The organism is Vibrio sp. T11.5, from assembly GCF_027587155.1.
GTDB lineage: Bacteria > Pseudomonadota > Gammaproteobacteria > Enterobacterales > Vibrionaceae > Vibrio > Vibrio neptunius.
Window position 1 is genome coordinate 182,032 of the sequence record NZ_JAPPTP010000002.1, and the last position, 14,657, is coordinate 196,688.

9 protein-coding genes are annotated in these 14,657 nt (G+C 46.1%); all 9 read left to right on the forward strand.

Annotated features, from left to right (window positions below):
- Positions 1 to 67: 67 nt before the first annotated feature.
- On the forward strand, positions 68 to 3,454 hold the full coding sequence (locus OH455_RS04025; RefSeq protein WP_269980429.1) for a response regulator: 3,387 nt from the start codon (positions 68 to 70) through the stop codon (positions 3,452 to 3,454).
- 659 nt (positions 3,455 to 4,113) lie between these two features.
- Positions 4,114 to 5,796: an ABC transporter substrate-binding protein gene (locus tag OH455_RS04030; RefSeq protein ID WP_269980430.1), complete on the forward strand. Its 1,683-nt coding sequence runs from the start codon at positions 4,114 to 4,116 to the stop codon at positions 5,794 to 5,796.
- A 169-nt stretch (positions 5,797 to 5,965) separates the two neighbouring features.
- Complete coding sequence (locus OH455_RS04035) at positions 5,966 to 6,952, forward strand: ABC transporter permease (protein WP_045976232.1); 987 nt, start codon at positions 5,966 to 5,968, stop codon at positions 6,950 to 6,952.
- A gap of 2 nt (positions 6,953 to 6,954) precedes the next feature.
- On the forward strand, positions 6,955 to 7,980 hold the full coding sequence (locus OH455_RS04040) for an ABC transporter permease (RefSeq protein ID WP_269980431.1): 1,026 nt from the start codon (positions 6,955 to 6,957) through the stop codon (positions 7,978 to 7,980).
- Positions 7,981 to 7,982: 2 nt separating this feature from the next.
- Positions 7,983 to 8,966 (forward strand): ABC transporter ATP-binding protein, encoded by a 984-nt coding sequence (locus OH455_RS04045; protein WP_269980432.1) that lies wholly within the window; start codon positions 7,983 to 7,985, stop codon positions 8,964 to 8,966.
- Positions 8,967 to 9,005: 39 nt separating this feature from the next.
- Positions 9,006 to 10,001: an ABC transporter ATP-binding protein gene (locus OH455_RS04050; RefSeq protein ID WP_045976235.1), complete on the forward strand. Its 996-nt coding sequence runs from the start codon at positions 9,006 to 9,008 to the stop codon at positions 9,999 to 10,001.
- Positions 10,002 to 10,058: 57 nt separating this feature from the next.
- Positions 10,059 to 11,780, forward strand: coding sequence for a glycoside hydrolase family 9 protein (locus OH455_RS04055; RefSeq protein ID WP_269980433.1), 1,722 nt, complete (start codon positions 10,059 to 10,061; stop codon positions 11,778 to 11,780).
- A 1-nt stretch (position 11,781) separates the two neighbouring features.
- Complete coding sequence (locus OH455_RS04060) at positions 11,782 to 12,657, forward strand: N-acetylglucosamine kinase (protein ID WP_269980434.1); 876 nt, start codon at positions 11,782 to 11,784, stop codon at positions 12,655 to 12,657.
- A 10-nt stretch (positions 12,658 to 12,667) separates the two neighbouring features.
- Complete coding sequence (locus OH455_RS04065; protein WP_269980435.1) at positions 12,668 to 14,575, forward strand: beta-N-acetylhexosaminidase; 1,908 nt, start codon at positions 12,668 to 12,670, stop codon at positions 14,573 to 14,575.
- Positions 14,576 to 14,657: the final 82 nt, after the last annotated feature.

Consider the following 14,657-nt stretch of genomic DNA (forward strand, 5'->3'; position numbering starts at 1 on the left):
AAGAAAGTTACGTTTTTACTTAGGCAAGTTTATCGCTTGCTTTGACAACGGAAAGTCTAGTTAGCTCATGTTCAAGTTGTATCGAAAACAAAGATTTAAGCGCCTACAACACACTTTGATGTTGGCTTTTCTGGTGCTTAGTATTACGCCTCTCACCATTATTGCGCTCTTCTTTTTACAATCTCACACCAAAGATCTACAAGAACAAAGTACCTCTCACCTAATCTCAGTGCGTGACAGCAAACAGCAGCAAGTCGTCGATTACATGTATGCCAAAGAATCGGAGATCATGGGCTTCGTGCGCTCCGAACTGGCTTATGCCAGTGGCGGCCGCTTTTATGGATTGGTCAATGCCTTTCGAAGTTTAGGTTTAGATATTGAGCAAGCGCGTGATTATGCGCAGCAACGTTACATTCCAGGCTCTGGAGATCAAATAAAAACGTCAATCCTTCCTCAATCCAATGTTTACAATGGCTCTGAACGGTACCGATTGCTTCATAAACGCTACCATCGCGCCTATCTAGAGCTGCTTAAACGCTCTGACTTCGACGATGTTTTGCTCGTCGACTTAGAAGGTAATGTCACCTATTCGATCTACAAAAACGATAACTACGGAACGAATCTACTGACTGGTCGTTTTCGAGAGACCAACTTAGGCAGCACTTTCCATAAGTTGAAAACTCAAGTCACCAAAAAGCGTAAATCCAATGAAGACTATACGCCCGTCATTGTTTCCGATTTCAAGATGGATAGAGGTAAACCTGTCGCTTGGCTCGGCGCTCCTATCGTCCAACAAGGCTACCTTCACAGCTATGCCATGTTCCGCTTACCAAACAATGGCATCACCAAGCTAATAGCCGATACAAACAATGCCTCAGCAATGAAAACCTTGCTGGTCGGTACTGACCATCAATCAAGAACGATGGCGTACGAGCAAAAAGATATCGACAAGAGCCGCGCAGTGGTTGATTTAGCATTAGAGGGCAAAACCGATTTCGGAACATACACAAATATGGTCGGTGAAGCGACTATTGCGGCTTACAGCCCAATTTCGTTTAAAGGTATCGACTGGGCGATTGTGGTAGAAGTTCCCGAAAAAGAGGCTTTTGCACGGGTCCACCAACTCGAAACTGTGTTTGTTTTTGCCATGCTATGTGCAATCGTGCTGGTAGTTGCCGCGTCTCATTATTTATCCAATTTTATAACCGCTCCTTTGTTGAAGCTAACCTGGGCTGCAGAAAAAGTCTCGGCAGGTGACCTCGATACTAATATGATCAATACCGAGCGGAAGGACGAGATTGGTCGACTGGCTATCAGTTTTGAACGCATGCAACGCTCTATTCGAGACAAAATACTGTTGATAAAACAGCAGAACGAGGAGCTAGAAAGTAATCTTAAACTGATACAAAAACAAAATGATGAACTGCAACTCGCAAATAAACTGAAAGACGAGTTCCTCGCCACCACTTCTCATGAACTACGCACACCACTCCATGGCATGGTAGGCATCGCAGAAGCACTAATCTCCGGTGCTAATGGGCCAATTACCGCCAATCATAAGTACCAACTTGACATCATCATCAGTAGCGGCCAGCGACTCGCAACCTTGGTTGACGACCTACTTGACTACCACAAAATGCGCTACGGAAATCTCGATATCGACACCCAAGCAGTCGATATCTCTGGTGCCACGCGCTTGGTACTCGAACTATCTAATCATTTATTAGGTAATAAACCCATTCGCATCATTAATCAGGTTCCTAACGAGCCACTATGGGTAAGCGCTGATCCTCAACGCTTAGAGCAAGTGCTTTACAATCTCGTTGGTAACGCCATCAAATACACCACTGAAGGTAAAATCGTTATTTCCGCTACCCAAGTTGACGAAAATATCAGAGTACAGGTGGTGGATACAGGTCAGGGAATTCCAGCTGATCAGCTCGAGCACATCTTTGAACCACTTATTCAAGCAGGTAGCGATAGCAGCCGCTATCGGCAAGGTGCAGGTTTAGGGCTGTCCATAAGCCGTCAGTTAATCGATTTAATGCGAGGCACGCTGTACGTCAGTAGCCAACCTATGGTTGGTACAACATTTAGTTTCACTTTGCCCATCGCCTCAAGCGAGCAGATATCTTTAGCAAATCATATCGAAGGCGTACATTTCATTGCTCCAGAAAATAATGACCTCGAATTATTCGAAGGCTCAAACTTACCAGAAAACCCAGACGGCCCCTTACTCTTAGTAGTCGATGATGAGCCCGTCAACCTACGTGTCTTAGATAGCTTCCTTCGCCTTGAAGGCTACCGAGTACGCACCGCTAAAAACGGTGAAGAAGCTATTGAATCCGTTCATCATGAAAAACCGGAACTGATGCTACTCGATATCATGATGCCAGGAATGAGCGGTTACCAGGTATGTGAAGTATTGCGCAAAGACTACGACCATGCTCAGTTGCCTGTCATTATGCTTACCGCCTTGAATCAGCCCGATGATCGAGTTCGAGGTTTTGAAGCTGGCGCCAATGACTACCTATCAAAACCTTTTAATAAACAAGAGCTCGCTGCAAGGATTACAGCGCATTTAACCGCTAGCAAGGCTGAGGTGCGTAGAATTGAAAATCAGCAGTTGCAAAATGAGCTGAAACAACGCGCCATGGTTGAAGCCAGTTTATTGGAGACACAAGGACGCTTATTAGAACAATTAGAGTCCGCACCGGAAGCTATTATCTGTGTTCGCGACGACAATAAAATACGCTTTACCAATGATGCCGCCTCGCGTCTATTTAAGCGCTCCACAGAACAGTTGAGGCGTTCCAACGCGGATGAATTAATTGCACCGAAATTCCTCATGGTAGATCAGCAGCACTACTGTGGCGTTATTGATATTTATGTTGAAGATGTTCGTCAACACTTATCCGCAGATATATTAAAACTTCCTGAAGGGTCAGGACTAAAATCCATGTATATTTTCGATGTTGGGGGCGGAGTCAATGCTGCGCGAATCACCAACCTTGAAACAGCCATCGAAGCACTATCTAGCTACGCTTTTGAAGGTGATAAAGCGAAGCTTCAGGAATTGAAAGAACTTGGTGGAGAATTCACACGCTTGGCTGATCGTGTGACTGCGGAAAACCAATCTAAGCAAGATACCATGCGTGAAGTGCTGGTCGATTCAATGGCGAGTGCTCTGCTCTACTGGGAGAATGTTACCGGCCAAAGCAAGTTTGTATTCGCTGAACAAAGTGGTTTGTGGCGTGTATACCTTGACCGGAGCACACTGCAAACCCGTACTTTGGATAAATACCTTCGAATAGAAACCTTACCAAAAACACCACGCTGGCGAACGGTTCTAAATTCCTTGGACTACATTTTGGAACATTGTCAGGAAATGAGTCCAGAACGCACTCATATTGAACACTTGCGAGACAAGCTTCAACACCTTCTTACCAACTAGATGCCTCAACTAAAAAGCCCGCCCAGCGGGCTTTGTTTTGTCTAACCTCTCTCAAAGACAAATTCATCAAATGAGTTGGATATCAAAAGTTTTTACACAAAATAAAACAACTTAAATTTAAGCGGAAAAATCCGATGCTATTTGGCCCTAACTAAACCAAAGTGGCCGTTATTTAGCAACTCATTGAAGAAAATAACTCAGTTTGCGAACATAATCACAACAAGACGGCAGAATTAATTTTCCGTTATAAATTAACCCTAAAACTCTTTAGTGACAATGGTCTCACATACTCAAAAACAGGAGAAAACCAAAGAAAAAAAAGACACAAAACGAAAGTAACCACTCACTTACAACCTTAATCATCTTCAATAATGCGATCCAACTCCAATCAAAAAACGAGTCAATATTTGAGCAGAAAAAGAGTGGATTAACGAAATTAACGTCTTTCGTATGTTTTTTAACGTTTTTAACGAGATGGGCAATTGCCAAATTTAACGTAAAGGTGTTTTCTTAACTTGCCTAAGGCCTACAGGCCACTCAATCCCCTTATGCTCCTCCGCATATTAGGGATACGATTGAGGTAGGTTTTAGGGAGCGTCTATCCATTGACGACATTCGATTCCATACAGTGAAATGAAAGCAAATAGTAAGGAACAGCTATGCTTGCCAATATTAAAAGAACAACGCTAGCAACAGCAATTATTGCAGTAGCGACAACAGGATTTACTTCTGTCGCTACCGCCGCTGAACGCAGTGAACTAACAGTACACCCTAAAGAATTCACCACTTTTGTACGCAATTTTAACCCGTATTTAGGAGCCACTAACCTTCACACAACAACAGACTTCTTATACGAGCCTCTTGTTGTGTTTAACGAAATGCATGGTAACACTCCTGTATTCCGTTTGGCTGAAAGCTTCAAAATGTCTGATGACCTAATGAGCGTTACTTTCGATATTCGTAAAGGCGTGAAATGGTCAGATGGCGAAACCTTTGATGCAAACGACGTTGTTTACTCTTTTAACCTAGTAAAAGAGAAGCCAGAGCTGGACCAAAGTGGTATCAACTCTTGGGTGGCTGGTGTTGAAAAACTGAATGACTACCAAGTCAAATTCCGCCTAACTGAGGCGAACTCTAATGTTCCTTACGAAATTGCTAAGGTGCCAGTTGTTCCTGAGCATATTTGGAAGGATGTTAAAAACCCAGCGACCTTCACGAACGAAAACCCGGTAGGTTCAGGCCCGTTCACTGAAATCGATACCTTTACTGCGCAACTCTACATTCAGTGTCGTAACCCGAATTACTGGGATGCAGACAACTTGGAAGTGGATTGTCTTCGGGTACCTCAAATCGCCAACAATGATCAGTTCCTTGGAAAAGTGGTTAACGGCGAAATGGATTGGACGTCGTCTTTTATTCCAGATATTGACCGCACGTATGCAGCGTCAAGCCCTAGCCACCAATACTGGTATCCACCAGCGGGTACTCAGGCATTCGTCATCAACTTCAATAACCCAGATGCAGCTAAGCATGAAGCCTTGAGCAATGTTGATTTCCGTCGCGCGTTCTCTATGGCACTGGATCGTCAAACCATCATTGATATTGCTTACTACGGTGGCGGTACAGTTAACGACTTTGCTTCAGGCCTTGGTTATGCATTTGAAGCTTGGTCTGACGAAAATGTTCACAATAAGTACAAAGCGTACAACACTTACAATGTTAGGGGGGCAAAAGCACTGCTAGACAAAGCAGGCTTTAAAGATGTCAACAAAGATGGCTTTGTAGACACGCCGTCAGGTAAATCATTTGAGCTCTTGATTCAATCACCAAACGGTTGGACAGACTTCAACAATACTGTTCAGCTAGCGGTAGAACAGCTCGCTGAAGTGGGCATCAAAGCCAAAGCTCGTACACCGGATTTCTCTGTGTATAACCAAGCCATGCTGGAAGGTAGCTACGATGTCTCGTACACCAACTACTTCCATGGTGCAGATCCCTACACTTACTGGAACAGTGCTTACAACTCAGCGTTGCAATCTGGTGATGGCATGCCTCGCTTTGCCATGCACTTCTACAAAAATGACCAGCTAGATGGCCTACTTAACAGCTTCTACAAAACAGCTGATAAAAACGAGCAGCTAGAAATTGCTCACGGCATCCAGCAAATCATTGCCGCAGATCAAGTAACTGTACCTGTCATGTCTGGTGCTTACATGTATCAATACAACACAACTCGCTTCACTGGTTGGTGGAATAAAGACAATCCCAAGGGCCGTCCAAACATTTGGGCTGGTATTCCTGAGCGTCTACTTCACGTTCTGGACCTAAAACCAGTTCAGTAAGCGTTCATCTGCGTGGCGCACATTCCGTGCGCCGCCTTTTCCCCAAAAACTTTAACCAATTAAAGTATGGCGCCAGTCGTCAGGGGATTGTTCGCTCTCAATTTTGACTTTCGCTAGGAGCGACCTGAAACCAGAAACAGGGAAAATCTGGGCGAGTAAGGTGTAAGTTATGGGTTATTTTTTAAGACGTTTGTCATTTTACTTTGTCGCACTTTTAGTAGCCGCGACACTTAATTTTATTATTCCACGGGCAATGCCGGGCGATCCGGTCACCATGATGTTTGCTAACGCATCTGTCCAAGTGACGCCTGAGCGCATTGCCGCAATGAAAGAACTGCTGGGTTTTGTTGATGGTGGGCTCTTTGTCCAGTACGTCGCCTACATGAAAAACATACTCAGTTGGGAACTGGGGACTTCCATCCAGTTTTACCCACTCGCCGTTAATGACTTGCTAGGTAGCGCATTTGGCTGGTCACTATTTTTGGCGGGCACAGCGGTCATTCTGTCTTTTTCTATCGGTTCTATTCTGGGCATCTACGCGGCTTGGAAGCGCGGTAGCAAGTACGACGCATTCATTACACCGGGCATGCTAATCATTCAAGCCGTACCACAAGTCGTCATTGCTATGATTGCAATGTTCATTTTCGCGATTGGCTTGAAGTGGTTCCCGACTGGCTATGCGTATACCGCTGGTACATCTCCAGATTGGACGAGCTGGGCATTCATTAAAGATGTGGCTTATCATGCTGTCCTTCCTCTTTTCTGTGCGTCTGTGGTCCAAATCGGCGGTTTCCTTGTCAATATGCGTAATAACATGATTAACCTGCTAGCAGAAGACTACATCACAATGGCTAAAGGCAAAGGCTTGAGTGAGAACCGTGTGGTCTTCAATTACGCAGCACGAAATGCTTTGTTACCTAGTGTAACCGCCTTATCCATGGCGCTAGGTATGGCGATTGGTGGTCAGTTGATCATTGAAATCATCTTCAACTACCCAGGTTTAGGTTCAGTACTTTTCAATGCGATTAAAGCTCGTGACTATCAAGTTCTTCAGGGCCAGCTACTGATCATGACGCTATTCATGCTGTTCTTTAACTTATTGGCTGACATGCTTTATGTCGTTCTTGACCCTCGCCTACGTAAGGGAGGCAAATAATCATGAAGGGATTCATCAAACTCATCATAGGTAACCCAATCGCTTTGATTGGCAGCATCATCATCGGCATCTTCTTGTTTATTGCACTTGCAGCACCTCTGCTCAGTAAACACGCACCGGACAAACGTACAGGTAACCCACACGAGTACCCAGCTTTCATCGTGAAATCAGCGCAAGCCAACCCAGACGGCTGGGTGGCAGAAAACCTAGCGACAGACCGCCGAACGCTGTTGATGTCGAAAAAAGCCGATCACACACTGGGGACCACCCGCATGGGACGTGATGTCTGGTCGCAGTTTGTCCACGGTGCTCGAGTATCACTTGCCGTCGGTTTTGGTGCTGGTATTACTGTGTGCTTTCTAGCCACTGTGATCGGCATTTCAGCAGGTTATTTCGGTGGTCGCATCGATGACGTTTTAACCGCAGCAATGAACATCATGTTGGTTATTCCACAGTACCCTCTACTCTTCGTATTGGCCGCGTTTATTGGCGAGGCCGGACCATTAACCATCGCCGTGATCATTGGCCTAACTGCTTGGGCTTGGGGCGCTAGGGTCATTCGCTCACAAACTTTAGCTCTGCGTGAGAAAGAGTTCGTTAAAGCCGCAGAAGTACTCGGCGAATCATCTTGGCGCATCATCTTTGTCGAGATCCTGCCGAACTTAATCCCTATTGTTGGCGCAAGTTTCATTGGTTCAGTGATGTACGCCATCATGATGGAAGCGACCATTTCCTTCCTTGGCTTAGGTGACCCTAATACTGTTAGCTGGGGCATCATGCTGTACAACGTTCAAACTTCATCCTCAATGCTTATTGGCGCTTGGTGGGAACTGTTTGCACCTTGTGCGGCCCTTATCTTACTTGTGACTGGATTGGCATTGCTTAACTTCGCTGTAGACGAAATTGCTAACCCGCAGCTGCGCTCGCACAAAGGGATGAAACGTTGGAAAAAACTAGCCCAGCAAGACAAAAAAGAACGTGAGCCAGAACTGGCACCACAAAATGCACTTTGGAGCGGAGATAAATAATTATGACAGCCCCACTCATTTCTATCCGTAACTTATGTGTTGATTACATTACAGCAGCGGGCGACGTGCGAGCCTGCAACAATGTCAGCTTTGATATCGCTCCAGGTGAAGTCTTTGGCTTAGCGGGCGAATCAGGCTGCGGAAAATCAACGGTCGCGTTCTCGTTAATGCGACTGCACAAACCGCCTGCATTTATTACCGGGGGCCAAGTCATCTTCAATGGCGAAAACATCCTCAACTACAGCGATGAAAGAATGCAAGCCTTCCGCTGGAGCGAAATGTCAATGGTATTTCAGAGTGCGATGAATGCGCTGAACCCCGTTCTAACCATGGAAGAACAGTTTTGCGATGTGATTATGCGTCATACCAACATGACGCGTGAGCAAGCGCGTAAACGCGCAGAAGGGTTACTAGAAATTGTAGACATTCATCCAAGCCGTTTGACTGACTACCCTCACCAGTTTTCTGGTGGAATGCGCCAGCGTTTGGTAATCGCCATTGCCCTCGCACTCAATCCTAAAATGATCATTATGGATGAGCCGACCACTGCTTTGGATGTTGTGGTCCAACGCGAGATTCTTCAGAAGATCTACGCTCTGAAAGAAGAATTTGGTTTCTCTATCTTGTTCATTACCCACGATCTCTCGCTGATGGTCGAATTCTCAGATCGCATCGGCATTATGTACTCCGGTGAATTGATCGAAGTCGCGCCATCAAAGCAAATTTTAGAAAGCCCTTACCACCCGTACACCAAAGGGCTGGGAAGCTCTTTCCCTCCACTCACTGGTCCAAAAACTAAGTTGACTGGTATCCCTGGCAACCCACTCAACCTGCTGGAAATTCCACAAGGTTGTCGATTCCAAGCACGATGCGATCGTGTCCACGAAGCCTGCACCAAGATACCAACTCAACTGAAACAAATAGAACCAAGTCGTTTCTCAAACTGCCACCTATATGGTGAGCCAATAGCCCAAGCCAAACTCTAGCGCTGGAAGACAAAAACATAACGATTACTGGAGACAATAATGAGCAAAGAATTTGGTGAACTACTAGTGGAAGGGAAAAATCTCGTTAAAGACTTTCCTATTAACAGTAATGCGCTGCAGCAACCCATGATGCGTGCGATAAACGACGTATCGTTTAAAATGTACAAAAGTCGCGGCTTGTCAGTGGTTGGCGAGTCAGGCTCAGGCAAGTCGACCACTGCCAAGATGATCGCAAAGATGTATGCCCCAACCAGCGGCACCATTGAATATAAGGGGCGTGATATCCAGAGCATTGGCTCTCGTTCTGATCTAATGGCCTATCGCGAAGGCGTGCAAATGGTCTGGCAAGACCCCTTTGGATCTCTAAACCCAACCCATAATATTTTCCATCATATTGCCCGTCCATTGCTGATCCATAAAAAGGTCAAACCGGGGAATAAGAAGGAATTGGAAGAACGTGTTTACGACTTGCTTGAGCAAGTAGGACTCATTCCGCCTAAGGAAACCGCGCAAAAATTCCCGCACCAACTTTCCGGCGGTCAACGCCAAAGAGTCAACCTAGCGCGTAATATTGCTGTTGGCGCTGAGGTAGTACTCGCAGATGAACCAACATCCATGTTGGATGTCTCGATTCGCGCGGGCGTCCTTAACTTGATGGAAGAGATGAAGTTTGAAAAACAGATGTCACTTCTCTACATCACTCATGACATCGCAACCGCGCGCTACATCGCAGAAGATCTTGCCGTAATGTACGTCGGTCACATGGTCGAATGGGGAGATACAGAACAGATCATTCACACTCCCCAACATCCATACACTCAATTACTGGTTTCCGCTGTGCCGGATCCAAGCAAGTCGATCCATGAACAACTTAAAGGCAAGAAAGGAGAGATCCCTCTTTGGACACCTAACTCCCTAGGCTGCCCGTTTGCTGGACGTTGCCAGCATGCAACCAATCAATGCCGTGAACAATTGCCAGAAGTCACTCAACTGTCAGACAACCACTTTGTGCGTTGTTACTTGTATCAAAGCTAACACCATGTTGAAGCCAGCCTATAAAACTTGGCTCATCAGATTTGCTCGGAGATTTTAATGCTGCTACTTACGAACCATATTGGTTATGAATCCCTGGGACCAAAACAGGCTATTCTGATGGCAGATGGACCCAACCTACCATCTTTCACTGCCCTTTTGGTCTGTGCAGATAGCCATCAGACTGTTGCATCACTGGATGTTGAGATTGGGACTCGAGTGGCAAATTGGCACCAGGGGTATTTTTTTCGCATTGATTTTTCCAGCGTGGAAACACTAGGGCTCTATTACCTTAAGTACAATAGTTGCCAGTCTTCTATTTTTTCGATCGCACAAGATCTGCTCTTCACCTCCACACTGTCTGACGTAGTGCACTATTTTAAATCCCAACGCAGCAGCGGCATCTACGATCATCAGGATCAAAACATACCGCTACTAAACAGCAGTCAAACTGTCGACGTTCGTGGAGGCTGGTACGATGCCTCGGGTGATGTCAGCAAATATTTAAGTCATCTCTCTTATGCCAACTACTTGAACCCACAACAAATTCCAATGGTGGTGTGGAATATACTCAAAGGTCTTGAGTTATGTGAGACCAGCTCAAATCTTGCAGCATTTACGCAATTGCGCCTCAAAGAAGAGGCCTTATACGGTGCCGATTTTCTAGTCCGGATGCAGCACGAATCGGGATATTTCTATACCACAGTATTTGATAGTTGGTCGAAAGACCCAGAGCAGCGTGAAATATGCTCTTACGCAACGCAAGACGGCCACAAATCAGATGACTTTCAGGCCGGCTTTCGTCAAGGTGGTGGCATCGCCATCGCAGCATTAGCGGCAGCAGCACGTTTGGATACCCATGGCGAATTTACCATTCAGCAATACCTGAATGCTGCTGAGTCCGGTTACCACCATCTGAAAGAGCTCAATTGTCATTACCTCAATGATGGCGAAGAAAACATTATTGATGAGTATTGCGCACTGATGGCCTGCGCTGAACTTTACAAAACAACGCAAAAGCATTTCTATCTTGAAGAAAGCCGATACTGGGCGGCACGTTTAACGCAGCGACAGCAGTCAGATGCACTTATCCAGAATTTCTGGTCAGCGAATAAGGACGGCTCACGTCCTTATTATCATGCGGCGGAAGCTGGCTTACCTGTCATTGCTCTATGCCTGTATTTAGAGATCGAAGATGACTCACAACGACGCCAATCAACAGTCGATACCATCACGTATGCCTGTCAATTTGAACTGACGGTTTCCACTAAAGTCGCCAACCCTTTTGGTTATCCACGTCAGTATGTAAAAGGCGTCAATCAAGTAAAACAGGACGCTTTCTTCATCGCTCAGGATAATGAGAGTGGCTATTGGTGGCAGGGAGAAAATGCCCGTTTAGCATCATTGTCTGCAATGGTGTACCTCGCTCATCGGCATCTATGCGACGCTGAGCAAAAAAACAAGCTCAACCAGTTTGCCCAAAATGCTCTCAATTGGATTCTCGGCCTTAACCCGTATGACATGTGCATGTTAGATGGGCACGGACGCAACAATCCCGACTATTTACCACACCTTGGATTTTTTAATGCCAAAGGAGGGATTTGTAACGGCATAACGGCAGGCTTCGACGATTCAGACGATATTGCATTTAACCCAACCGGACAAAAAGACGACATGCTACAAAACTGGCGCTGGGGCGAGCAATGGATTCCTCATAGTGCATGGTATTTACTTGCCATCATGGCTCAGCAAGCTCATTTCAGTCGCATAGAGGAGCACTAACATGACTGAGTATTTTGTCGGAATTGATGGCGGAGGCACATCTTGCCGAGCACGCATCAGAGATCAACACGGTAAGCAACTTGGAGAAGGTAAAAGTGGCAGCGCCAATATTCTTTTAGGGGTCGATGTGGCACTTCATTCTATTATTGACGCAGTCACAATCGCTGCGCAAAAAGCCGAACTCGACTCATCCCAGCTAAAACACATGCATTTAGGGTTAGCCTTGGCAGGGGCAGAACAAAGGTCGGTTTGGCATGAGTTTATGGCTCAATCCCACCCTTTCGCTTCTATCGTATTCAACACTGATGCTTATGGGGCATGCTTAGGCGCTCACAATGGTGACAGTGGAGCGATTATGATTGCTGGGACAGGATCTTGTGGCATTTATTTGTCCGGTGATGAGCAGCATGTTGTAGGGGGGCGAGAGTTTCCTATTTCCGATCAAGGCGGTGGCGCCATGATGGGGCTGACATTAATTCAAAAAGTGCTTCTTGCTGAAGATGGTATTGGTGAAAAAACGCCTTTGTGCCAAGAAGTGATGACCCACTTCTCCAACGATGTCGACCAAATTGTGAGTTGGTCGAAAAACGCCTTACCCCGTGACTATGGCCAGTTTTCGCCAATGATTTTTCGCCATGCGGCCCAAGCCGATTCATTAGCTATCTCGTTGCTTAAACAAACTGCAGCCGACATTGAAATGTTCATTCTCGCCTTACACAAGAAGGGTGCCAACCGAATCTGCCTAATGGGCAGCATAGCAGAGCGTATGCATGACTGGCTTTCGCCTCCTGTTCAACAGTGGATTGTTGAACCCCAGTTCGATGCCATTGAAGGGGCATTAATGTTTGCTGGCAAACCAGAGCATAACCTGTATTAAAGGGGATACTATGAGTTATCGAATTGACCTCACCGTTCTGTCTGAGCATAAGCAATACTGTCGTTTTGGTCTGACGCTGCACAATCTGTCGGATCAAGCACTAAACAATTGGCATTTGCAGTTCATCATTGACCGCTACATCCTTCCTGATAGCTTTAGTCACGGTTCGATCACACAAACAGGCAGCTTTTGCGTTGTTACTCCGGATAGCTACACACTCGACGCAAATCAGCATTATTACTGCGAATTTAGCATCAATACAGCGCCATTGCGCTTTTACACTGACGGCCTCAAAGATGCTTTGATTGTCAGTGACAATGGTGCTAATGAGTTAGCAGTGACGTTGACGCCTATTGCTATCGCCTCCCCCTATCAAGAGCGCACCCAACTTGACCCGATACCTGCTGCGGAGCACTCACTGATCCCGGCACCCAACCAGATCAGTTATCAGGGTGGAACCTTTCATTTATCGGCCTCCAGCCAGATTACCCTGCAAACTGCGCAAGCCGAAAAAGCAGCGACTTGGCTAGAGACAGAACTAACTACTCTATTTGGCTATCAGGCCAAGGCCATTGGTCAAAGCGAAATCCTGTTTCGCAATAATCCAACCTTGGATGAAAGTCAGTATCAGCTGATCGTATCCGCTACAGGTGTCAGGATTGAATCGGCATCGGCTGCAGGTTTCGTACATGCCAGTGCCACGTTAATGCAATTCATAAAACAAGATAACGACCAATTATCAGTACCTTATGTCAAAGTAGTGGATAAGCCTCGCTTTAAATACCGAGGCATGATGCTCGACTGCGCTCGCCATTTCCATTCAATCGACGATATCAAACGGTTAATTAACCAACTCGCTCACTACAAGTTCAATACTTTTCACTGGCATTTAACCGATGATGAAGGCTGGAGGTTGGAGATCAACGCTTTTCCTCAGCTCACGCAAGTAGGGGCATTTCGGGGAAGAGACTCGGCACTCAAGCCGCAATTTAGTCATCTTTCGCCAGTATATGGCGGGTATTATTCTCAGCATCAGGTAAGAGAAGTGATTGCTTATGCTCAAGAGCGAGGTATTACCGTCATTCCTGAAATTGATATTCCGGGTCACTGCCGAGCAGCGATTAAAGCCCTTCCAGAATTACTGCTCGATCCGAGCGACAAATCGGAATATCGCAGTATTCAGCATTACACCGATAATGTTCTCTCTCCTGCAATACCAGGTACTTACGAGTTTCTCGATAAAGTGCTTGAAGAAGTCTCCAGTCTGTTTCCAGCCCCTTGGGTGCATATTGGCGCCGATGAAGTGCCTGATGGCGTTTGGCTCCAGAGCGCGAATTGCCAAGCATTAATGGAATCTGAAGGATACCAGAATACTAAAGAACTTCAGGGGCACCTGCTGCGATATGCCGAGCAAAAATTACGCTCTTTGGGCAAGCGTATGGTCGGCTGGGAAGAAGCTCAGCACGGAGATAAGGTCAGCAAAGATACCGTAATTTATTCTTGGTTGAGTGAAGAGGCAGCCCTCAAGTGTGCCAAACAAGGTTTCGATGTTGTCCTACAACCAGCCCAATCGACCTATCTAGATATGGCACAGGATTATTCCCCTGAAGAACCTGGCGTCGACTGGGCGAATGTCATTCCTCTCGAAAGCGCGTATCGCTATGAACCTCTGGCTGACATTCCACAAGAAGACCCTATCCGTAAACGTATTCTCGGCATTCAGTGCGCGCTATGGTGTGAACTTGTCTCCCACCAGCAACGGCTGGACTACATGGTGTTCCCTCGCCTGACAGCCATAGCAGAAGCTTGCTGGACAATGAAACAACATCGCGACTGGTACGACTATCAAGCAAGGTTGAAAGGCCACTTATCTTTACTCGATAAACAAGGCATCAATTATCGCAACCCTTGGAAATAACTTTTGCTGGCGGCCATAGCCCTTAGCAGTTTTCTCTAGCAAATACATTAAGCCACCGTTTCAGTGGCTGTAGGAAAAGGAA

Excerpts from the sequence above, each read along its gene's own strand:
- OH455_RS04030 (WP_269980430.1), top strand. The coding sequence starts at position 4,114 with ATGCTTGCCAATATTAAAAGAACAACGCTAGCAACAGCAATTATTGCA.
- OH455_RS04065 (WP_269980435.1), top strand. The coding sequence starts at position 12,668 with ATGAGTTATCGAATTGACCTCACCGTTCTGTCTGAGCATAAGCAATAC.
- OH455_RS04055 (WP_269980433.1), top strand. The coding sequence starts at position 10,059 with ATGCTGCTACTTACGAACCATATTGGTTATGAATCCCTGGGACCAAAA.
- OH455_RS04040 (WP_269980431.1), top strand. The coding sequence starts at position 6,955 with ATGAAGGGATTCATCAAACTCATCATAGGTAACCCAATCGCTTTGATT.
- OH455_RS04035 (WP_045976232.1), top strand. The coding sequence starts at position 5,966 with ATGGGTTATTTTTTAAGACGTTTGTCATTTTACTTTGTCGCACTTTTA.
- OH455_RS04025 (WP_269980429.1), top strand. The coding sequence starts at position 68 with ATGTTCAAGTTGTATCGAAAACAAAGATTTAAGCGCCTACAACACACT.
- OH455_RS04050 (WP_045976235.1), top strand. The coding sequence starts at position 9,006 with ATGAGCAAAGAATTTGGTGAACTACTAGTGGAAGGGAAAAATCTCGTT.
- OH455_RS04060 (WP_269980434.1), top strand. The coding sequence starts at position 11,782 with ATGACTGAGTATTTTGTCGGAATTGATGGCGGAGGCACATCTTGCCGA.
- OH455_RS04045 (WP_269980432.1), top strand. The coding sequence starts at position 7,983 with ATGACAGCCCCACTCATTTCTATCCGTAACTTATGTGTTGATTACATT.